The sequence below is a fragment of the Alicyclobacillus sp. SO9 genome (genome assembly GCF_016406125.1).
Lineage (GTDB): Bacteria > Bacillota > Bacilli > Alicyclobacillales > Alicyclobacillaceae > SO9.
In genome coordinates, this window is sequence record NZ_CP066339.1 from 2,885,472 (window position 1) to 2,907,236 (window position 21,765).

A 21,765-nucleotide genomic window follows, 5' to 3' on the forward strand; every position below is an offset into this window, starting at 1 on the left:
TGTTAACGAAATGACCCGCCTGCTATAATTATCCGGGCGACGTTCGGATACACCTTGCAGGCAATTTCCAGCCTAGATTGCCCTCTCTACTCCATTGTACCGGATGTACAAGGCCTGTATCCTACTCCTCCGCGGCAACAGTAAATCTTCAGTTCGAGCTTACACAGTATAGTACTCATGTAGCCAATGCCCTGTCAAGCTGGAGCGACAAAAGCAACGCCTAGCGTTTCTTGCGTTTCTTGTTCTTTGCAGAATGATGACGCCGCTGGGGCGCAGATGTGCTGCTGCTCGCAGCTTTCTGACTTCTCTTCGTGTCCAACTCTGCACGTTTTCTCTGTGACCAATTTGTCAGTCTCAGATATAAATAAGCCATTATAATTCCCACTACCAGCGTCAGTCCGTCTGTCTGTAGAATCCCCATCATTCCGACGGGACGCGGCGGTTTGCCTATCATCGCGTTCTGCTCGTGCAGCGCCATTTGTAGTATGAAGCCAATAATAACAGTCGCAACGACCCCAACGATGGCATTGGCAAGTTTACGTTCTTCGATTCGCGGAATCACCCAGTAGCTTACCACCATGACCCCAAGCATCAAACTTGAAATAATCTGGGTTTTCACTGTGATAACAGCGATGAATTCCAAGGCTGAGATAACCAAGACTGTGAGTCCAACAAGGCGCCATGCCCATCCATTCCAAATTCCTTTTCCTGTCGTATACTCTCTCAAAAGACGTCCTCCATCTATCCGTTAGTCACTTCTATCTTACCAAACTCCAACAATACTTGACCAGAAGGGTTGCATCAGGCATATCCGTGCATATGTATAACAATAAGACAATTGGAGGGGGCGCCGACATGAGTTTTTTCTACGCAATGGCGAGATTTGTAAAGCTCTTACTAGCCGTAGCCATTTTTCTTTTATTCCTCCGCGCCCTGTTTTGGCCAAGTGCATTAGACCTGTTCGTCTTATTTATCCTGTTTATTGTCTTTGCCACGATGTTCATCGGAGGACCATAGTCGACGTGTTCGAGCCTCACCCCATAACTAATAGACCCGCAGACTGGACGAGGCCAGTACGCGGGCCCTATTTTCAGATCCTTGTCACCTTCCTTTTCACAGCTTCAAATTCGCTTGTTACAAAGTCTATTCGCCAGGATGTTGAGCATCTCCCCACAAACGCGCAGGCCTTGATGTATCCGCAACGTCCTCGCTTGAAGACGTTCGTCTAGTCGGTTTGGGTCGGTACTTTCGAACACGAATCTGCGTCATCTCCCGTTGCGGCTTTCTACGCCTTGTCTGCTTTCGGGACTCCTGTCTGTTTGCTTCAACCTTTGCATCCGCTCGTTGCGTTTCGAGCTTAGCTACTTGGGCTGCAACCTCTGCACCGTCGTCTTGCCGCGTTCGCAAATCTGCATGCACGACTTCCTCATCGTTCACTGATAAATCATGGTTTTGGGCTAAAACAGAGCTTTCGGCCTGACTGAGCTGTTCAAGCCCCTTACTTTTCGTCTCGAGCAGTTCGAGAGAGTGTTCAAGCACATCCGAAAACAGTCCTTCATCTTTGAAATCCTGCGACTGATAAATCTCCACTAGTTGCAAAATGTCTAAGGGCGCTCTCAGCATGGCAGCGATATAGACACCCCAGTCATCTGCTCCGCTGACTTCACGAAGGTAGGTCTCCACCAGTTCCTTCAACAGCCCAGCATCCCAGGCGTGTTCGTTCATATGGCTGTTCATAAAATAAACCAAGTCTGACAAAGGGGCGCCAGGACCCACACTGTCGTAGTCAACAATGGTGTAGAACTCTCCATCATAGCGAATGTGCGCCGCGGAAAAGTTGCCGTGACAGACCCACCCCATTGCACACATTTGCGTTTCGTGCGTTGCAAAATCAAGCGCAGTCAGCCTATCCATGGCTTCCTGCGTACGAAGCAGCACATCTTGAGCAAAACCGAGAAAGAGACGCTCAAACTCCGTCCTTTCTGTCTTTTCTCGCACGTCTTTCCAAAATGATGCGGACTTGTCGTACAAGCGTTGGAGCTTTTCCTGGAATCCTTGTGCAGGTCTGACACTGTCTCCTGTGCCAAGAGCCCCCATGGTGTTCCGTTGCCACAGCGCAAGTTCTTCAACGGCCCGCGCCATGTGTTCTTTGTGACGGACTTCCAATGCACGCCCGCCGATCCAATCAGTCATATAGTAGAACCGGTTCCCGTCTCGTACGTAGGGGTCTCCATACCGATTTCGGATAAACCGGGGAACTCTGGGAACACCCTGTCCGGCTAGGTATTCCGTCACGGTAAAGGCATTTTGTACGTTCGCCAGCCTTTCCGAAACCGCCTTAACAGCTCTGGCTCCGAACATCGTCTGTAGTTTCACTGTGTCTCCCACCCGACGGATTCGCACCGGAACGCAGTCATATTCTTCGACAATATCCGCCGGGATCCCATAAGAGTGAAGCATGCGTAGTACACTTGACTGAACGTCCCTCACTGAGTTCCCTCCTCAGCCTCGTGTTTTATCAAGAAGCCTGTTGCTCACTGATTTCTGTTGTTCCATTCGGCGCTTCCATGCTGAGTCACTTGAAAGATTTACACGACCTGTTCGAACACCGTGAAGCATCCGCAGGCCTTGATGAGGAAAGGCGACAAACGCCAGTACCATGGTTTTTTCATCCTCATCAATGGGTTGATGGAGCGCATAAGCGTCCATTGCTTCCATGACGCCGTCAACATGTCCAGACTCAGACACATCTAGACACAAGGAAGCTAAATCATACAAAGGAGTATCACGAACTGGTGCGGAAACCTGGTTGACTGCCATCCGTCCGTCTGGCAAGCGAAGGAGACTGGACAGTCTGTAACCGTTCCATGCAATCCCACCGGGTTTACTTGCGGACCATTCGTTGTAGCCTTGCTTTTCAAGTAATTCGACGGCACGGCCGCTCACGTCGATCCAACTGTCAACCAAGTCGCTCCAAGCTTTTGTATCTTGTCGACGAACCCTATCTCTGGCAAAAGTCCTCTCGGTGACAAACAACTCCTGCGCCGACTTTAAACTCTCTATCCACGACCCTAATCGGTTGTGCATGACATTGCGGTAAGGCTGGAGTTCGGCTCGCCCTTCTGCCAACGCAGTGTGGAGAAGACCCAAGTTTTCACCAGCCTGCAAAACATCGTATGGTGTGACCTGCAGAGGTCTCCCCTCAAAAACATTGCTCACATACATGACTCTTCCTTCATTCACCCTCCGCGCCCGCTCTTGGTAGACATTCTTCAAGTGGCGCTGCACGAGCCGTTGCCCCTGGTGTGCCAAAAGGTCTCCCGCAGTTCTCTTTACGGCGGCCTCGTTGACGGAGGCAAGCACAGCTTCAAATCTGCCCTGCCTCCCCTTTAGTTGGACTCGTTTTGAATCTACTGGAACGATGTTTGTGACAGCGAGCTCGTACGTATCCACGTGCGGACCAAGGGTTTGCCACAACTCCTTTGCCACGTTGCAGAACCCCCTTCTGTCTGACAGACAACCTTCCCGTTTTGCTTACGCTTCTTGTTGCTGTTCAGATTCCGGAACTGCCAGTGACTGACCAGGATGGACCACAGTATCCCGGGTCAAGTGATTCATCTGTACTAACTCATCAGCAGAACAATTCAAGCGCACAGAGAGGTCTTCCAGTGATTCCTCGTCCTCCACTATCACGAAACGAAGAGTATACTGTGTATCCGGCCCGTCAAAGTCCACAAACGACCACATATCTGACGACATGGACACAGATTCCGCCCTCGTCTCGGCTTCGTCGTCAGACTCTCTCAGAACTACTTCGGGAGTCTCCCCATCGCCAGCTTCTTCGCTGACAGCATTGCGATGACTTGCCTGGTGCTCGTTCTGTGTCTCTTCAGGTTGTACTGCGCCGACATCGGGAACCTGGTGCTCAAAATCGAATTCAACGACATTGTCGTTGTCAGGCTGCTGCTGCAGTTCGTCCAGCGAAGGCTCTGCTACATGGCGATGCTCCTGAGAGAATGCTTTGTAAACAGCAGAACTTTCGCCTGGATGGCCCTCCTCAGAATCCGAGAGGTATCCCTCCCTCTGCTGGCTTGCCTCTGTCTGCGGTGAACGTTCCGCTCCAAACAATCTGTCGAGTCTGTGCAACTCGGAGCTGGAGAAATTCTCCGACTCATCCCCTTCTGGAGACGGCCTGCCAACTTGCGTCTCTGCCATCTCCTGACCGCCTCGTGCTTCACTGACTCTGTCCGCGTCTCCCACGTCGGATGTGTGCCTCATATCAGGGTTCTCATCATGCTCTGCATCCGTATAGGCTGGCGTAACATCCATATCGTCCTCTGACCCTCTGGTAAGCTGCAGTTCGTCTGCTGCGTCTGTCTGCCATTGCGGAGTCTCATAGGGGGAGTCATATGGCTTCCGTTCATCCTCAGGATGCGACATCCCAGGATTTGCGCCGCTAGGATTTGAGGCGTCGAGAGGAGGATCATTCACTTCGTAAGCATCATCGTAGAATTCAGGTCCCTTGCTGGAGGCTTGGTGGAACAACAGGTCTCCTTCCTCTTGAGCTCCGCATTCAAAATGGTATCCCTTGTCTCCGTTTAAACCGAGTATGGATAAGTCACCGATGATTCGAATCCACCCTGCGCCAATGACCTCCAACTGCCACGAGGAAATTCGACTGTTGACATTGACAATACCGCGAGGTTGTGCCTTTACAGGAACTCTGAGTATAAATGGGAGTCTATGATGGAGATGATTGACACCATTGCTGGCCATCCCAAACGACAATGCGTCAGACGCCTCCTCTAGGTTCTCGCTCCCAGTGTCGCTCTCCGCACTTGATGGATTTTTTGTATACCCGGCAAAAACGATGGCTCCTTCCAGTACATAGGCATCTCCGACGCGGTCAAACAAGGTTACCTCTGTTGCTACGGTAGCATCCTCGACAATATCTCCGTCGACTACTGAATCTATAAATACTTCTTGATCGATCTCGAGTTGAATTTGTGGACTACGGTCCGAATCTCCCAAGGCTGTTCCCTCCTTTTGCTGAATTAGACAGGATTCCACCATAAATTTATGCCCTGTTGAACTCTGATATGTCCGCACAATAAAAGCCCGTGTGCAGACACAACTGCGCACGGGCCCATAAACCATCGACAGTATTTTAAATCAGGAGGTTGCGGTACACCTGTTTTACAACTGCTGAAAAGCCGCTTTCATTGCTGCTTGCGTGTATTCTAGTTCCCGAGTTGTATGAACTGCAGAGACAAAACCTGATTCCAACTGCGAGGGAGCTATGGACACACCTTCTGTCAACATTAACTGAAAATACTGTCCGAAGCGTTCCTTGTCTGACTCCATCGCTGAATCAAAATCAGTAACAGGTCCGCTGTGAAAGAACAAGCCAAACATTGCACCCATTGCATGTCCATAGACAGGAATTCCTTTTTCACGGCCCAATGAAACAAAGGTGTCCACCAAGGCTTGCCCATAGTCCTGCATTTTCTGATAAACGCCTTGTTGGTCGGCATCCTTTAACATCTGCAGCGACTTCAATCCCGCTGCCATCGCCAAGGGATTTCCAGACAGCGTACCCGCTTGATAGACTGGGCCCGCCGGCGCCACTTGTTCCATAATATCTCGACGACCTCCGTACGCACCAACCGGTAATCCTGCTCCAATTACCTTTCCAAGAGTGGTTAAGTCGGGCTTCACGTTGAAGCGTGCACCAGCACCTCCTAAAGATACGCGAAAACCGGTCATGACTTCGTCAAAAATCAACAGACTCCCGTAGGCCTCCGTAAGCGTTCTGATTCCCTCAAGATAGCCTTCGTTTGGCAAAACACACCCCATATTGCCAGCTACCGGTTCGACAATCACGGCGGCAATGTCTGATCCATATTTTTGGAACAGACCGTTCAGTGCTTCCAAATTATTGTATGGAACAGTCAAAGTAGCATTGGCCGTACCACCTGGAACACCTGGGCTGTCAGGCAACGCAAACGTGGCAACACCTGAGCCAGCCTTGACCAACAGGCTGTCAGCGTGACCATGATAACATCCCTCAAATTTCACAATATAGGGGCGATTGGTATAAGCTCTAGCCAACCGGAGTGCGCTCATAGTGGCTTCGGTTCCGCTGTTGACCATTCGTACGACTTCGATGGAAGGAACAAGTGAAACAACCATTTCAGCCATTTGCGTTTCCAGCTCAGTCGGCATTCCAAAACTTGTTCCTTTAGCCGTAACTCTCGTTACTTCCGACACAATCTCCGGGTGAGCATGCCCCCACATCAACGGACCCCACGACAACAGGTAATCGATGTACCGATTACCATCAATATCGTAGACGTAGGGCCCTTCGCCGTGGTCCGCAAAAACTGGTGTTCCGCCAACGGCACGGTATGCTCGAACAGGACTGTTTACCCCGCCCGGCATCACTTTTTGTGCAGCTTCATATGCTTTCGCAGAACGCTCTCGCACAGATCTTCAACTCCTCTGCATAACTCTATTGCCTCAACGTCGTTTGCGGATTCTGCCTCAGGAAATCCCCTTTCCTATAGGTCTTTACGCCACACAGCCGCCTCTTTGGCATGATAGGTAAGAATAAAATCTGCACCCGCTCTTTTGAACGACGTCAGTATTTCCGGAATCATTGCCCTTTCATCAATCCACCCCTTGGCTGCGGCCGCCTTTACCATGCTGTATTCAGCGCTGACATTGTAAGTGGCAAGCGGAACATTGAACTGCTCACGAATCGTGCGCGTCACATCAAGATAGGAGAGTGCCGGCTTTGTCATGAGCATGTCCGCGCCCTCAAGTATATCCGACTGGGCCTCGCGAACCGCTTCCCGAACATTAGGCGGATCCATTTGATAGGTACGCCGGTCACCAAACGAGGGGGCGGAGTGCGCAGCGTCGCGAAACGGACCGTAAAATGCAGAAGCATATTTAACCGCATACGACAAAATTACTACATTGTGAAACTCCTCTTCGTCAAGTATTCTCCGAATCGCCTGCACCCGCCCGTCCATCATATCAGAGGGAGCTACGACATCCGCACCTGCCCGTGCGTGAGACAAGGCGGTTTGAGCTATGTAATTGAGACTGGGGTCATTGACAATCTCTCCGCCTCGTACAACACCGCAGTGACCTGCCGGATTATATTGGCATAGGCAGACGTCTGTCATGACCAGCAACTCAGGATTTTCCTCCTTTGCCGCGCGAATAGCCTGCTGTACAATACCGTTTTCCGCGTACGCGCCGGAACTCTCATCGTCCTTTTCCTGGGGAATCCCAAACAGAATGATACCAGGAATAGATAGCTCACTAATCTGTCCAATCTCGCGACGGAAATCGTCCAAACCATGATGGTAGATTCCAGGCATGGCATTTATCTCTTCGGACCCGCTTAAACCCTCCTGCACGAACATCGGGTAAATCAAGTCGCCCACATTCCACTCATGCTCTCGAATCAGGTTCCGCATGGCCTGACTGCTTCTTAGACGGCGATGACGTTGAAACCCTCCCATTTTGCATTTCCTCCTTCTATACCTCTCTGAGTTTCGTTCTGGATTTAAAACTTGTCCTGTCGATCCTTCACCCGTTTCACTTTTGGCCGCATAACATCTACCACAGCATCAATGACACTTTCAGAACTGGGGTGTTCAGCAACCGCAGCAACTTCCAGCTCCAGTTTTTCGCAAGCTTGCTTTGTGGTCTCACCCACTACCACAAATTGCACATTGCGCTGTTTAAAGTGCGCTGGACCCACTTGCTTCAGCAGACTCTTCACGGCCGACGGACTGAAGAGCAGGATAGCAATCCGTTCTGCTTTGAATAAGTCCTGCCACCTTGCTCGTGGAACATGGCATTCGACGGTATCATAACAAATGCACTCATCCACTGCATAACCTGCATCACGGAGGTTTTCTATGAATTGAGTGTCCGATAAATTGCCCCGCGGTACAAGAAATCGCGTGTTAGGTTTCCCTGCAAAGGATTCAATCATGTGATGAGCTAGTTCTACACTGCTGCGCACACCGTGGTAAACCTCGGCAGCAATCCCGTGATTTGCTGCAACCTCTTTTGTTTTCTCAGAAATAGCAATCCAAGTAATACTACTTTCCGGAAGCTGCCGGCCCACTCGCTTTGCAGCAGCATCCAAGGAACGAACCGTGTTTGCAGAAGTGAGAACCACAACGTCATAATCTGATAGATTTTGAATCATCTGGTCTACACGTGCATTGTCACGATAATGAATTTCAATTACCGGAGCAATGTGAGGCACACCGCCCAAGTCACAGATTCTCTCAATCATTCCCTCAGCTTGTTGTGAAGGACGTGTAATGATAACGTCAACGCCCTTCAGCGGCAAACTCACACCGTTTTTCTCTCCGGATTTCATGAATCGCTCACCCTCACTGCGTTCAGGATTTCCTCTGCCCCCTGGTCTCGCAATCTGGCTGCAACCTTTTGACCAAGTTCCGAAGCGTTCCTGCCGCGGTCTTCTGCCCGGATAACTGTAGTTCCGTCCTCCGCCGCGACCAGGCCTTTTAAATGAATGTCTCCATCTTTGTCAACGGTCGCAAATCCCGCTAAAGGAACTTGGCAACTGCCGTCTAAGGCTGCTAGCAAGCTGCGTTCTGCCAAAGCCGCAGTCTGGGCAGCTTCGTCCGTCAAACGAGCCAAGAGCTCCAACACGTAATCGTCGTCTTTACGACATTCGATTCCGAGAATCCCCTGTCCCACCGCCGGAAGACAATCGTCTGGTTCCAAATACTGCGTAATGCGTTTCGACCAGCCCATACGAGCAAGTCCAGAGGCTGCAAGAAGAATGGCATCGAAATCTCCACGCTCCATTTTTGCGATGCGTGTATCAATATTTCCGCGGATGGACTCGACGCGAATATCAGGTCTTAACGCCCTTATCTGCGCCATTCTACGTAAGCTTGACGTACCTACTACGGCCCCTTGAGGAAGCTTTTGCCAAGGTACTTCGTCTCGGGATAAGAATGCGTCTCTAGGGTCTTCTCGTTCCGGCACGCCTCCAAGGGCGAGTCCGTCCGCCAACCGGGCAGGCATGTCTTTCATGCTGTGCACAGCCAAGTCAGCTTCGTTGCTCAACATTAGCTGCTCAATTTCTGAAACGAATAAGCCTTTTCCGCCCACCTTAGACAATGTGACATTTAGAATCGTATCTCCTCTGGTTGTCACAGGCACAATCACAAACTGCGTGTCCGGTGCGAGCTGTTGCATTTTCGAAATGACCCATTTTGTTTGAGTCATCGCCAAGGCGCTTTTTCGTGATGCCACGCGAATCGTTCTCATAACTAGTCCTCTCAATCCTTCATTCTTAAAAGCTTGTCCTCTAGCAAGCAGTTGCCTTATATTACAGTGCTCACGAGTGGTCAATTACCATGATGAAACACGGAGATATTGCTTACAATTAAGAAATTAACGACAACCCCTATAAAGCATATCAAACTATACCCCGCTAAGCGACGTCCGCCCCATCCCGACCGCAACCGCAACATCAAGTAAACACCGTACATAATCCATAAAACTACAGTGGCAATGGGCTTAGGATCCCAAAATTGAAACTTCCCTATACTAATATTCGCCCAAATCATACCTAGTAGCATGGATATAAGCAACAGCGGCAGGCCAACAACAATTGACCCAAAACTATAGCGATCTAGGACATCGAGGGCAGGCAAGCGAAAATACCACGCACTCCACTGCTTCTTCCTCAGCATGCGCTCTTGAATCAAATACATGACGGAAAACAAGAAAGCAAATGCAAAAGCAGCATAACTCAGTGCAGCCGTTGCGATGTGCAAAACCAGCAGGTCTCCCTGTCGATGGGGATAAATCACGTCGGTTCGACCCACAATATCAAAGACAACCATAAAAAAAACGAGAGCGTTTGCAAAGAACAGAAGCATTCCAACTTGAAAAAAGGTTTGCACGACGACAGCAACGAGCAAGATAATCCATGACAATAGAAGCAACAAATCAAACCGGTTGTATACCGGAGGTGTTCCAAACCGCTCCAAACGAAGGAGCAGGTACGCCGTCAACAGCCCGAAAACAGCAAATAACAAAATAAGCGCCGTTCGATTAATCGTCCGGCGCGGTTGTATAGAGTCCATAAAGAATAAAACCAAACTCGCAGCGTACAGGATAATCATACCATCATACAGAAGTCGACTCCAAACCATTGCTGCGCTCCTTAGCGAAGTACCGGATGCAGTTGCAGTTCGTCACCTTGCCCATTTTCTTCTGTTAACAATGAATCCCGCCATTTTCGCAGCATATCTATAAATCCCGGCTCTGCCAGCTCGGTAAGGCGAACATCACCCGTGTTCGACTGAGCAAGAATGTTGCCCTTCGCAGCTTCCAGCAAATCCGTCGACGCGATTCCAAACAACTGAGCAAAGACGCTTATCTGCCTTGTGCCACCCGGAGTATTTGCCAAATCTTTTAAATTCTTGACCGGATCTCTCAATAACTGATTGACAATGCTCATCGTGTGTTTGTTAATCAGTTTTAGTTCCCGCTCAGACAAATCCGGAAGCTTACGCTGTAAGCTTTCCATGACTTCCGACTGAACCCTGGTGCCTTTGTCACGAATTGCAGTGATAAGCGGTACTACTTCTTGTTCAGACAGCCAGTGTGAATACTCTCGCAAGACACTCTGTATCATATCGTCCACTATAACCGATTGACGTTTTCTTTCTTCCACATTGGCAGCGACGACACCTTGTAGATCATCAATATCATACAAATAGACATTACGCAAGTCCCCCACAGCCGGGTCAACGTCTCGAGGCACTGCAATATCGATGACAATCATTGGCCGATTGCTGCGCGCCTTCAATGCCGACATCACTTGATGCTGAGCCAGCACCATTGACTGAGAACGCGTGGATGAAATCACAATGTCCGCTTCGCTCAAACACTTATCGAGCTCATCCCATGGATATGCTGTTCCTTGAAACTGCGAAGCCAACTCCTTCGCTTTTTCAAATGTTCGATTCACCACCGAGATGTCATAAACGCCGTTTGCATGCAGGTGCTGTGCTGCCAGTGCGCTCATTTTTCCTGCGCCAACCACCAATACCCGCTGCCCCGACAAGTTGCCATATATCTTCTTTGCCAATTGCACCGCTGCATAGCTCACGGAAACAGGGTTCTTACCAATGTCCGTTTCCGTCTGAGCCTTCTTTCCGAGTTCTATCGCAAGTCGAAATAATCGATTAAGTAAAAGACCGGTATTACCACTGTCTGAGGCAAGCAAATAAGCGTTGCGCACCTGTCCCAGAATTTGCGTCTCACCTATTATCAAGGAGTCCATCCCGGATATCACTTTCATTAGATGAACGACAGCTTCTTCACCCCGATGAACGTATAAGTGCTGTTCCAGTTCTTGTCGAGAAATCCCAGCGCGTTTCGTCAACAAGGACTTTAAGTAATCCTCGCCGGCTTTATAAGAACTTACTACTGCATAGATTTCAGTCCGATTGCATGTAGAAAGTACGACACTTTCCAAGACAGTACTTGTGTTGCGAATCTGCTCCAACACTTCATCCAAATCCACATCGGAGAGGCTGATGCGTTCGCGCACATCGACAGTTGCAGTATTTTGATTTAGACCTAGAGCTACAATATGCAACTTGCGAACACCTCCGTTTCAGAACTAACTTACAATCTATCACCCATTATATCACGCTGTAGAAAACCTACATGGCGAGAGTTTGTCAGTTCTTTGGCAGATTTTCAGCTTCTGTTCCTGTGTTGTCATCCTGTGTCGCACTTTGAATATATTCCCACATTTCGTCTATTCCGATACTTTTTGCTGCCGAGACACCTAAAACAGGATAAGGAGACGCCAATACCGTTCGAATCCGTTGTAAGGAAGCTTTCACTTTTGTCTTAGGCAGCTTGTCTATTTTGGTTGCGACAACAACAATTGGAACCCCTGTATCAAGCAGCCATTTGTGTCGCGCGATGTCGTCTTTTGTCGGGTCATGACGACTGTCAATGAGATGAAATACAAGACGGAGTACATCGCGTTTTGACAAGTACGTATCCATCATCCGAAGAAACTGGCTTCTCTGCTGCTTGCTGACTTGAGCATAGCCGTACCCGGGTAAATCACCAAATCGAATTTCCTGATTGACTCGATAGAAATTAATCTGCTGCGTTTTACCTGGTTGCGATGAAATTCGCGCTAAGGACTTTCGCCCCAACAATTTGTTTAGGAGTGAAGACTTCCCTACATTACTGCGACCAACAAACGCAACTTCCGGAAGCCCATCCAGCGGCCACTGGGACGGCCGCACAGAGCTGATCTCAAATTCTGCACTTCGTATTTTCACTGGTGTGCGTTCTCCCCCGACGAGTAGTCTTCATGTACCAGATTGTGAATTGGGGCTTCCTGAGCAGCGTAGCCCGTACCGCCTGCTTCTTTCTCAAGCGCTCGTCTCAAGACCTGATCCATACGCTCTACCGGTATAAAATCAATTTGGTCGCGAATTGACTGCGGAATATCCCTTAAGTCTTTTACATTATCTTGCGGAAATAAAATGGTCTTGATGCCTGCTCTGTGTGCCGCAAGACTTTTTTCCTTCAATCCGCCAATCGGCAGAACACGGCCTCGAAGCGTAATTTCCCCCGTCATGGCAACCGTGCGGTCCACACGCCTGTTAGAGAGTGTGCTCGCAATGGCTGTTGCCATGGTAATCCCAGCTGAGGGACCGTCTTTCGGAATGGCGCCCTCCGGCACATGCACGTGGATATCTGTGGTGTCGGCGAAATCTACGGAAATCCCCAAATCAGCCGCGCGGGAGCGGACATATGATAAAGCAGTTTGAGCACTCTCCTTCATCACATCTCCCAGATGGCCAGTCAGCACAACCTTCCCTTTTCCAGGGACAGTGGTGACTTCAATGGTTAAGGTGTCTCCGCCTGCCGCCGTCCATGCTAATCCAGTGACAACGCCAACCTCATCTTGCTCCTGAATTTCCCCATGGCGGAAGATTGCCGGGCCAAGGAAGTCAACCAGCACCTCGCCGGTCATTTGAACCCTTTTTTGCTGGCCCATTGCGATGCGCTTGGCGGTTTTTCGGGAAACAGACGCTAAGTACCTGTCAAGTTGTCTGACCCCGGCTTCACGGGTATAGTCGCGAATTAACTGCAGGAGAATTTCATCTCCAATTCGCAGTTTGTCGCCTTTAAGCGCATGGTCTTCCTTTTGTTTTGGCAACAAATGACGCTTCGCTATTTCCAATTTTTCCAATTCGGTATAGCCTGATATCTGAATGATTTCCATTCGATCACGAAGCGGCCCCGGAATTTGCGACAAATCGTTGGCTGTGGTGATAAACAGTACGTCTGACAAGTCAAAAGGTATCTCTATATAGTGGTCTGAAAAGGAATGATTCTGCTCAGGGTCGAGAACTTCAAGCATAGCCGATGCGGGATCACCTCGAAAATCGCTCGCCATCTTGTCAATCTCGTCAAGTAGGAATACGGGATTCTTAACACCCGCCTGTTTCATTCCCTGAAGGACTCTACCGGGCAAAGCCCCAATGTAAGTCCGCCGATGTCCTCTTATTTCCGCTTCGTCTCGTACTCCGCCAAGAGATACTCGAACAAAGGGGCGCTTTAAGGACTTCGCCACCGACTTCGCCAAGGAAGTCTTACCGACTCCCGGGGGACCTGCCAAACAAATGATGGGCCCCCGTTGCTTTGAAGCCAGTTGCTGAACAGCAAGAAACTCGAGAATTCTGTCCTTGACTTTTTCAAGTCCATAGTGGTCCGCTTCCAGGACTTTTTCAGCTCGTTGCAACTGCACCTTGGACGCAACCTGTTCAGTCCAGGGCAAGGCTAAAAGCCAATCTATGTAGGTCCTTGCCACTGTACCTTCTGCTGACGCCGTGGGGATCCGTTCCAGGCGTTCGAGTTCCTTCTCAAGGCGCTCTTGCACTTCTTCAGGCAGTTTCTTATTGGCCGCTGTTTCGCGAAGCTCGGCGACTTCCTGGCTACGCCCTTCTTTCTCTCCAAGTTCCTTCTGAATCGCCTTCATTTGTTCCCGAAGGTAGTATTCCTTTTGTGTTTTTTCCATCTGCTTTCGAACGCGTTGGTGGATTTTCTTCTCAAGCTCGAGAACTTCCCGTTCGTCCGATAAAATTTGAAGCAGGCGCTCTAAGCGTGTATGAACACTAAAGCACTCCAGGATTTCCTGTTTATCTTTAATCTTTAACGGCAGGTGTGAAGTGATGACGTCAGCCAGCCTGCCAGGTTGCTCAATATCAAGAACGGAGTGATATATCTCTTGGTCGACCTTTTTCGATAACTTGACATAATGTTCAAACTGCTGAAGAACGCTTCTCATCATGGCCTGACTTTCCGAATCTGGGGCTTCACTTTCATTATCCGGTACCCGACGCACGCGTACCTCAAACCACTCGTCCAACTTTACAAATTCACCGATTTGAACGCGTTCCATGCCCTCTACCAATACACGAATGGTACTGTTTGGAAGCTTCATCATTTGCTTTACGCGGACTAGCGTACCGGTCTGATACAGGTCTTCCCGCTCTGGACTATCGACTTGACCATCTTGCTGAGAAGCAAGCACAAGTATGTGTTCATCCAACATGGCTTTCTCCAGTGCCTTAACGGATTTTTCGCGTCCTACGTCAAAATGCAATACCATTGACGGGAAAACTAGAAGACCTCGCAGCGGTAACAGTGGATACACTTCCATTTTGTCGTTCTTTGTTGGCATTACTCCACCCCCAGAAAGCAAACAGTGACGAGACATCTTCACTGAACAGCTTGTATTCTTACAATAGGTCACCGTAACCTAGTTGGCATACATTGTACAAAATCAGCAGTTCAAAGTCTAATTTCTACAATAGTATCGACTCACTGCAGCAACCCTATGTTAAACAAGTCTCTTTACTGTATGCTGTTAACCGTCCCAGCGCTCGAAAGGGGATCCACAACCTTAACGCTGTTTTTGAGGAAAGAGGCTTCCATTCCTCCAGATAGAGCCAAGCGGAGGACGTCTTCGAATCTTTCCACGGGTACAATTTTAATATTCTCATATTGCGTAAAATTTTGCTGCCAGTTTTCTCTTGGAATCAAAACTACATCAATACCAGCGTCTAGTGCCGCATCAATTTTGGCAGGAACTCCGCCCACTGGTTTGACCAGTCCGCGGATGGATATTTCCCCAGTCATGGCTACCGATGGGAGCACAGGCACTTGTCGAATCGCGGAGAAAATGGCAGCAGCCATGGACACGCCAGCACTTGGCCCGTCTACAGGCATACCGCCAGGGAAATTGATATGCAAGTTGTACTCGGTCGTATCAATTCCCGCATAGCGGCGCAGTGTCGTTAAAACATTGTCCAAAGAAGCCTTAGCCATTGACTTGCGGCGCATTGACCTATCCCGGCCATTCATTGTCTCTTCTTCAACCAGTCCCGTAATCGTTAAGGTTCCTTCTTTGCCTGGTGAAGGGCTCGCTTCCACTTCGATTTCCAGCAAAGTTCCCATGCTGGGACCGTAAACTGCCAATCCGTTGACAACGCCAATCTGTGGCTCAGACCCAACCTTGACATCGGGTCGCGGGTTGAGTTGGCTAAACTGAATGACCCACTGAACATCCGCTTGTGCAATGTTACGGCGAGATTCGGTCAATGCCAAGCCTCCTGCTATTTGCACGATATTAACAGCGTCACGTCCATTGGTAGCATAGCGAGTGACTTCCTCTATCGCAGATTGGTCCATGGGCATTGAAACCTTTACGGCGGCCTTCTCCACTATAACCCCAATTTCAGTCTTAGTGAGAGGCTTAAAAAAGACTTCCATGCAGCGCGAACGGACTGCCGCCGGAATTTCCTCAGGCGACCGAGTTGTTGCACCGACCAAGCGAAAGTCTGCCGGCAACCCATTCTGAAAGATGTCATGGACATGCATAGGAATGGAATGGTCTTCTGAGCTATAGTAAGCGCTCTCCAAAAACACCTTTCGGTCCTCTAACACCTTTAACAGCTTATTCATTTGGATTGGATGCAACTCACCTATCTCATCAATGAACAGCATGCCGCCGTGAGCTTTTGTCACAGCCCCCTGTTTCGGTTGGGGAATCCCTGCTATGCCCATGGCTCCGGCACCTTGATAAATCGGGTCATGTACCGACCCAATTAATGGATCCGCAATCCCACGTTCATCAAATCGCGCCGTGGTGGCATCAATCTCTACGAACTTGGCATCACTCTTAAACGGAGAACCCACGGTATGTTTCGCTTCTTCCAACACGACCCTTGCTGCAGCAGTTTTTCCGACTCCAGGAGGTCCGTAAATTAGAACATGTTGAGGATTTGGCCCGCACAGTGCCGCGCGCAAGGCCTTCAGCCCGTCCTTTTGCCCGACAATATCTGCCAGGGAAGCAGGCCTCGTCTTTTCCGACAACGGCTCGCTGAGTGACACGGTACGCAGTTTCCTTAATTTATCCAGTTCCTTACGAGATTCACGTTCAATTGCGTGACGATTACTATTTTGTTGCTTTAACAGGTTCCAAAAATACAAGCCGACAACCACGGCGAAAAACACTTGAATTACCGCGAGAATTGTAGTGGTCATTCGAACCCCTCCCTCATAACATACACTAGAAGTCAGTATGTCCACGGCAAAAGGGAGGTAAACAAAAAACTCGCCGGAAGTACCGGCGAGTTTCCAAGTGCCTATTACATCAGCACCCTACGCTGTTTCTTCAGATTTCCTCATTACCTTCGTGGTCTTACCATCTTTGCCCAAAAGCAATGGTCCTTGTTCATCACGCGCAGCTTCCGCCGTGATAATGCACTGCTGTACATCATCTCTCGACGGCAGTTCGTACATTACGTCTAGCATGATACCCTCAATGATGGAGCGCAATCCTCTCGCCCCGGTACCACGTTTAATCGCTTCTTTCGCGATTTCTTCCAACGCATCCTCACGGAACTCAAGCTCAACCCCGTCAATCTCAAGCAACTTCTCAAACTGCTTAACCAAGGCATTTTTTGGCTCCACCAGGATTCTCTTCAAAGCGTCATCATCAAGCGCATCCAACGTACTTACAACAGGAAGCCGTCCAATGAATTCGGGAATGAGCCCAAACTTCAACAGGTCTTCCGGGAGCACCTTTGATACGACAGAACGCTTCGAGTTCTCTAGTGGATTTTCGGATTGTTGACCAAAACCAATCACTTTGTTCCCAAGTCGACGCTTAATAATTGGTTCGATACCGTCAAAAGCACCGCCACAAATAAACAGTACATTGGTGGTATCTATCTGAATAAACTCTTGGTGAGGATGTTTGCGTCCGCCCTGTGGAGGCACACTTGCAACAGTTCCCTCAAGAATTTTCAGCAGTGCTTGCTGAACGCCTTCCCCAGACACATCTCGAGTAATAGACGGATTCTCCGACTTACGTGCAATTTTATCGATTTCATCGATGTAGATAATCCCGCGTTCAGCCTTTTCTACATCATAATCGGCCGCCTGAATCAATTTCAATAAGATGTTCTCGACGTCTTCGCCAACATAGCCTGCCTCTGTCAAAGAAGTCGCGTCAGCAATTGCAAAAGGCACGTTCAAAATACGAGCAAGTGTCTGCGCCAAAAGCGTTTTTCCGCTTCCAGTCGGCCCAATCATCATAATGTTACTCTTTGCGAGCTCCACATCATCGTTCTTTGTGCCCGACGCGTTGATGCGTTTGTAGTGGTTGTACACTGCCACAGATAAAGACTTTTTCGCCGCATCCTGACCAATTACATAGTCGTCAAGAATTTCCCTTATGCCTGTCGGTTTTGGAATATCCTTGAGCTCAAAGTCCTCTTCCTCACCGAGTTGCTCTTCGACAATTTCATTACACAACTCAATACACTCGTCACAAATATAGACGCCGGGACCAGCCACAAGCTTCCTCACCTGTTCCTGCGTTTTACCACAAAAAGAGCACTTCAACTGTCCTTTTTCCTCGTTAAACTTAAACACAAAGGTCCCTCCCTCATAAGAACCAATCTACCCCGGAGGGCCAAGGCAAGAACGCCGACTGTGGACAAACTCGCCTTGAAATTGCATCGATTATAGCATTACCGATGCGAACACTCCAATACCTCTGGACTATGATGCAGAGGTGATGACTTCATCGATAATGCCGTATTCCTTTGCCTGATGGGCGGACAAAAAGTTGTCCCTATCCGTATCCTTTTCCACACGTTCATATGGCTGACCCGTGCGTTCAGAAAGAATTCGATTTAACTTTTCTTTTGTCTTTAGAATCCAATCCGCATGGATTTTAATATCGGATGCCTGACCTTGAACGCCTCCAAGCGGCTGGTGAATCATGATTTCACTGTTGGGCAACGCATACCGCTTTCCTTTGGCTCCAGCAGCCAAAAGAAACGCGCCCATACTAGCCGCCAATCCGACACACATCGTGGAAACATTTGGCTTAATGTGCTGAATCGTATCGTAAATTGCCAAACCGGCAGTCACAGAACCACCAGGGCTGTTGATGTACAATTGAACATCACGGTCCGGATCATCTGCCGCCAAAAACAGCAATTGAGCAACTACTGAATTTGCAACGTAGTCATCAATGGGCGTTCCCAATAGGATGATTCTATCCCTTAACAAACGGGAGTAAATATCGTACGAACGCTCACCACGACTTGTCTGTTCGATAACAATAGGTGTCAAACTCAAGGCTGGCCCTCCTCATATCGATTCCAAACAGGATATTACCCGTTTGAGAAAACAAGGCACGAAAACGTGCCTTGTTCCTATACGTTGCTCTCTTATTATTGTACACCAAATCATGCTACTTTGCTATTCTCAACCAAAAAGTCAATGGTTTTTCGATTTCTCACATCGTTCTTAAGTCCGGCTAACCCTGGGTCTCTCATATTCAGCATTTGCTCAACGCGTTCAACTTCGAGCTGAGCCGACTCAGCAATTTTCTGGATTTCGGCTTTCACTTCGTCCTCAGTTGGCTCGAACTTCTCCGCCTCCGCCACAGCCTCAAGAACAAGCCCGGTGCGAACACTCTGCTCTGCACCCTCCTTAAACTGAGAGCGAACCTCTTGCTGAGACATTCCTGTAAACTCAAGATAGGCATCAAAAGGAATGTTCTGCATCTGCAACTGCTGAGAGAAGTTCTCTACTTGATGGTCAATTTCGTGCTCAATCATCGCCTCAGGAATGTCAACTGTAGCATTGGCGACGACGGCCTTGACGACTTCATCCTCAAGGTAGCGTTTGTGGTCTTGCTCGAGTCGCTCTGCAAGATTCTTCTTCACATCGGCTACATACTCGTCAACAGTCTCAAAGTCACTGACTTCCTGAACAAATTCGTCATTCAACTCACGGAGTTTTTTCCGCTTGACATCATGAAGTGTAACGTGAAACACAGCTTCTTTGTTAGCCAAAGATTTAACATGGTATTCTTCCGGGAATGTCACGTTAATGTCTCTCTCGTCTTCGGGCTTCATTCCGACGAGTTGTTCCTCAAACCCGACAATGAACGACCCTGAACCAATCTCCAGTTGATAGTTCTCGGCTTCGCCGCCTTCAAACTCTTCTCCGTCTACTTTGCCGACAAAGTCGATACTGACCGTGTCGCCGTTTTGTACTTCCCCATCTTCGACCACTTCAATTTCCGCGTGATTCGACCGGATACTGTCAAGTTCCTCATTGACTGCTTCATCCGTCAGTTCAAAGGGCTTATCCTCGATTTCAAGGCCTTTGTAATCGCCAAGCTCGACTTCCGGCTTCACCGTGACGGTAGCTTTGAAAATGAATGGTTTACCATTTTCAAGTTGCACTACGTCGACAGACGGCTGTGCCACGGGTTCGATTCCCGTCTCTTCAACAGCTCCTTCATAGGCGCTTGGCAGCATATAATCTACTGCGTCTTGAAATAGGGACTCCACGCCAAAACGGGCCTCAAATATTTTTCGGGGAACCTTGCCTTTTCGAAAGCCTGGCAGGTTAACGTCCTTTACTACTTTCTTAAAAGCATAGTCTAACGCTTCTGAAAATCGTTCGTTTGAAACTTCAACTTCCAGTACACCAACGTTTTTGTCGGTTTTCTCCCATTTCGCTGTCATGCGATTGATCCTCCCCAAACAACAGATGTTCAATGTGTGCTTCGCTTGGACACGGTGACGTTTGGGCCGACTAACCCGCATTACGCTCGACGCTATGACCAAACAACTCCTGCAAAAAGGCATCTCCGAGATGCGGGAGATGCCCTCGCTTGAAGTGGCGTCTCAGGAGGGATTCGAACCCCCGGCCCACAGCTTAGAAGGCTGTTGCTCTATCCAGCTGAGCTACTGAGACATATGGAGCGGGTGATGGGAATCGAACCCACGCGACCAGCTTGGAAGGCTGGAGTTCTACCATTGAACTACACCCGCACGACTCATCGAAAATGGCACCTGTATAGTTTAGACGATTCTACATTAAAAAATCAAGCATCATCTTCATTTGTTGCGAACTGAACCCGGAGTATTAAGTCGGCCAGTGATTCTCCGTGAAGGGTGAAGTGCTGTGCGCGTACGTCATAGGCTTGGCCGTCTTCTGCCAAATCTATATCGAGAACGGCATACGTGCGCTCCGTTCTGCCCCGAGGTTGCGAAAGGCTCCCTGGGTTCAAGAACAGCTTACCGTCTCGTACCAATGACACAGCCTGATGGGTATGTCCAAACACAACAATGTCTGCGCCCGCAGACCTTGCTTGAAGCAAAAGGCTGCCCACGCCGTCCTTCACCCCAAATGTGTGTCCATGAACGAGAAATATAGAAGGTCCGTACTGTGTCAACGCCATGTATTCCGGATACTCTCCTGCAATGTCCCAGTTTCCGGCTACGCCGTAAACATCCCAGTCAACCTTCTCTTTCAGCCAGTCGACGTCAGACGTTTCGTCCCCTGCGTGGAGTACTGCGTCTAATGGTTGCGAGTTTTTCACCGCCTGAAGCAGTTCGTGACGATGTCGATGCGTATCACTCACTACGCACAAACGCACGCCGCACGCCTCCCTCCCACACAGAAGACAAAGCTTGTACTGCACGTCGGCGATGAGAAACCTCATTTTTCTCATCCATGGATAAATCAGCGAATGACTTCCCAAGCGGCGCGTAGAAAAAAAGCGGGTCATAGCCGAATCCGGACTGACCACTTGGCTGGCGCAGGATTGTGCCTTCCACTTGGCCGCGCACTGTTAGGCCAGTTCCAATCTGGTCATTCCAGAGGGCTATGCTGCATATAAAAAATGCCGTCCTGCGATCATTTGGAACGGTGTCCAAACGCTGCAGCAACTTTCGATTGTTTGCACTATCATCTCCGTGTTCCCCAGCATAGCGCGCGGACCGTACTCCTGGCTCCCCGTTCAACTCGGGAACGCTTAACCCGGAATCGTCCGCGAGCACCCATCCTTTCATCGTTCGACTGTAAAATACCGCTTTCTCCATTGCATTCGCCTCGAAACTATGAGCGTTTTCCGGACACTCGTCTATGTCATCAGGCAGGGGCAGAACACTCCATCCAAGCGGTTTTAGCAGTTTGCGATACTCCTGCACCTTGTGCGCGTTCTTGGACGCTATGTAGACTTCCAGCAACAGACCGCAACCTCCTTGCATTCCCGATTTTTCCTGTCATTTTACCTCACCGGCAACTATGAGGACAAATCCTCCAAGA

General features: G+C 49.3%; 19 protein-coding genes and 2 tRNA genes. 1 reads left to right on the forward strand and 20 read right to left on the reverse strand.

Going from position 1 to position 21,765, the window contains the following annotated elements; all coding sequences use genetic code 11:
* Nucleotides 1-220: 220 nt before the first annotated feature.
* A complete protein-coding gene (locus GI364_RS13475; protein ID WP_198849796.1) occupies nucleotides 221-727 on the reverse strand; it encodes a hypothetical protein in 507 nt (168 codons plus the stop codon).
* Between the two features lie 128 nt (nucleotides 728-855).
* Between GI364_RS13475 and GI364_RS13480 the strand changes: the two genes are divergently transcribed.
* Nucleotides 856-1,017 (forward strand): hypothetical protein, encoded by a 162-nt coding sequence (locus tag GI364_RS13480; protein ID WP_198849797.1) that lies wholly within the window; start codon nucleotides 856-858, stop codon nucleotides 1,015-1,017.
* A gap of 126 nt (nucleotides 1,018-1,143) precedes the next feature.
* Here the strand turns inward: GI364_RS13480 and GI364_RS13485 are convergent, their stop codons facing one another.
* The 19 genes from GI364_RS13485 to rdgB form a co-directional block, all read right to left on the reverse strand.
* Complete coding sequence (locus GI364_RS13485) at nucleotides 1,144-2,490, reverse strand: phosphotransferase (protein WP_198849798.1); 1,347 nt, start codon at nucleotides 2,488-2,490, stop codon at nucleotides 1,144-1,146.
* A 12-nt stretch (nucleotides 2,491-2,502) separates the two neighbouring features.
* A complete protein-coding gene (locus tag GI364_RS13490) occupies nucleotides 2,503-3,489 on the reverse strand; it encodes a hypothetical protein (protein ID WP_198849799.1) in 987 nt (328 codons plus the stop codon).
* Nucleotides 3,490-3,534: 45 nt separating this feature from the next.
* Nucleotides 3,535-5,031 carry a LysM peptidoglycan-binding domain-containing protein gene (locus GI364_RS13495; protein ID WP_198849800.1) on the reverse strand — a complete coding sequence of 499 codons (1,497 nt, stop codon included), beginning with the start codon at nucleotides 5,029-5,031 and terminating at the stop codon, nucleotides 3,535-3,537.
* 165 nt (nucleotides 5,032-5,196) lie between these two features.
* Nucleotides 5,197-6,486: a glutamate-1-semialdehyde 2,1-aminomutase gene (gene hemL / locus GI364_RS13500; RefSeq protein ID WP_255524448.1), complete on the reverse strand. Its 1,290-nt coding sequence runs from the start codon at nucleotides 6,484-6,486 to the stop codon at nucleotides 5,197-5,199.
* Between the two features lie 74 nt (nucleotides 6,487-6,560).
* Entirely contained in the window at nucleotides 6,561-7,535 is a 975-nt protein-coding gene (gene hemB, locus GI364_RS13505) for a porphobilinogen synthase (RefSeq protein ID WP_198849801.1), read from the reverse strand.
* 44 nt (nucleotides 7,536-7,579) lie between these two features.
* The gene (locus tag GI364_RS13510; protein WP_198849802.1) at nucleotides 7,580-8,410 is read right to left on the reverse strand and encodes a uroporphyrinogen-III synthase; all 831 of its coding nucleotides are present in this window, start codon (nucleotides 8,408-8,410) and stop codon (nucleotides 7,580-7,582) included.
* On the reverse strand, nucleotides 8,407-9,333 hold the full coding sequence (hemC, locus tag GI364_RS13515) for a hydroxymethylbilane synthase (protein ID WP_198849803.1): 927 nt from the start codon (nucleotides 9,331-9,333) through the stop codon (nucleotides 8,407-8,409). The genes GI364_RS13510 and hemC overlap by 4 nt, the downstream gene beginning before the upstream one ends.
* Nucleotides 9,334-9,413: 80 nt before the next feature.
* Entirely contained in the window at nucleotides 9,414-10,226 is an 813-nt protein-coding gene (gene ccsA / locus GI364_RS13520) for a cytochrome c biogenesis protein CcsA (RefSeq protein WP_198849804.1), read from the reverse strand.
* Nucleotides 10,227-10,237: 11 nt separating this feature from the next.
* A complete protein-coding gene (gene hemA, locus GI364_RS13525) occupies nucleotides 10,238-11,680 on the reverse strand; it encodes a glutamyl-tRNA reductase (protein ID WP_198849805.1) in 1,443 nt (480 codons plus the stop codon).
* 85 nt (nucleotides 11,681-11,765) lie between these two features.
* Nucleotides 11,766-12,386: a ribosome biogenesis GTP-binding protein YihA/YsxC gene (gene yihA / locus GI364_RS13530; protein WP_198849806.1), complete on the reverse strand. Its 621-nt coding sequence runs from the start codon at nucleotides 12,384-12,386 to the stop codon at nucleotides 11,766-11,768.
* The gene (lon, locus tag GI364_RS13535) at nucleotides 12,383-14,800 is read right to left on the reverse strand and encodes an endopeptidase La (RefSeq protein ID WP_198849807.1); all 2,418 of its coding nucleotides are present in this window, start codon (nucleotides 14,798-14,800) and stop codon (nucleotides 12,383-12,385) included. The genes yihA and lon overlap by 4 nt, the downstream gene beginning before the upstream one ends.
* Before the next feature lie 173 nt (nucleotides 14,801-14,973).
* Nucleotides 14,974-16,665, reverse strand: coding sequence for an ATP-dependent protease LonB (gene lonB / locus GI364_RS13540; protein WP_198849808.1), 1,692 nt, complete (start codon nucleotides 16,663-16,665; stop codon nucleotides 14,974-14,976).
* Between the two features lie 117 nt (nucleotides 16,666-16,782).
* Nucleotides 16,783-18,060 carry an ATP-dependent protease ATP-binding subunit ClpX gene (gene clpX, locus GI364_RS13545; RefSeq protein ID WP_198849809.1) on the reverse strand — a complete coding sequence of 426 codons (1,278 nt, stop codon included), beginning with the start codon at nucleotides 18,058-18,060 and terminating at the stop codon, nucleotides 16,783-16,785.
* A gap of 129 nt (nucleotides 18,061-18,189) precedes the next feature.
* Complete coding sequence (gene clpP, locus GI364_RS13550; RefSeq protein ID WP_304503160.1) at nucleotides 18,190-18,774, reverse strand: ATP-dependent Clp endopeptidase proteolytic subunit ClpP; 585 nt, start codon at nucleotides 18,772-18,774, stop codon at nucleotides 18,190-18,192.
* A 110-nt stretch (nucleotides 18,775-18,884) separates the two neighbouring features.
* On the reverse strand, nucleotides 18,885-20,177 hold the full coding sequence (tig, locus tag GI364_RS13555) for a trigger factor (RefSeq protein WP_198849810.1): 1,293 nt from the start codon (nucleotides 20,175-20,177) through the stop codon (nucleotides 18,885-18,887).
* A gap of 155 nt (nucleotides 20,178-20,332) precedes the next feature.
* Nucleotides 20,333-20,409, reverse strand: a tRNA-Arg gene (locus GI364_RS13560).
* A 3-nt stretch (nucleotides 20,410-20,412) separates the two neighbouring features.
* Nucleotides 20,413-20,486: transfer RNA gene (locus GI364_RS13565), tRNA-Gly, on the reverse strand.
* 53 nt (nucleotides 20,487-20,539) lie between these two features.
* The gene (locus GI364_RS13570; RefSeq protein WP_198849811.1) at nucleotides 20,540-21,094 is read right to left on the reverse strand and encodes a metallophosphoesterase family protein; all 555 of its coding nucleotides are present in this window, start codon (nucleotides 21,092-21,094) and stop codon (nucleotides 20,540-20,542) included.
* On the reverse strand, nucleotides 21,072-21,686 hold the full coding sequence (gene rdgB, locus GI364_RS13575) for an RdgB/HAM1 family non-canonical purine NTP pyrophosphatase (protein ID WP_233095793.1): 615 nt from the start codon (nucleotides 21,684-21,686) through the stop codon (nucleotides 21,072-21,074). Before rdgB ends, GI364_RS13570 begins: the two co-directional genes overlap by 23 nt.
* Nucleotides 21,687-21,765: the final 79 nt, after the last annotated feature.

Excerpts from the sequence above, each read along its gene's own strand:
- hemB (WP_198849801.1), bottom strand. The coding sequence starts at position 7,535 with ATGGGAGGGTTTCAACGTCATCGCCGTCTAAGAAGCAGTCAGGCCATG.
- hemC (WP_198849803.1), bottom strand. The coding sequence starts at position 9,333 with ATGAGAACGATTCGCGTGGCATCACGAAAAAGCGCCTTGGCGATGACT.
- GI364_RS13480 (WP_198849797.1), top strand. The coding sequence starts at position 856 with ATGAGTTTTTTCTACGCAATGGCGAGATTTGTAAAGCTCTTACTAGCC.
- tig (WP_198849810.1), bottom strand. The coding sequence starts at position 20,177 with ATGACAGCGAAATGGGAGAAAACCGACAAAAACGTTGGTGTACTGGAA.
- GI364_RS13510 (WP_198849802.1), bottom strand. The coding sequence starts at position 8,410 with ATGAAATCCGGAGAGAAAAACGGTGTGAGTTTGCCGCTGAAGGGCGTT.
- ccsA (WP_198849804.1), bottom strand. The coding sequence starts at position 10,226 with ATGGTTTGGAGTCGACTTCTGTATGATGGTATGATTATCCTGTACGCT.
- lon (WP_198849807.1), bottom strand. The coding sequence starts at position 14,800 with ATGCCAACAAAGAACGACAAAATGGAAGTGTATCCACTGTTACCGCTG.
- lonB (WP_198849808.1), bottom strand. The coding sequence starts at position 16,665 with ATGACCACTACAATTCTCGCGGTAATTCAAGTGTTTTTCGCCGTGGTT.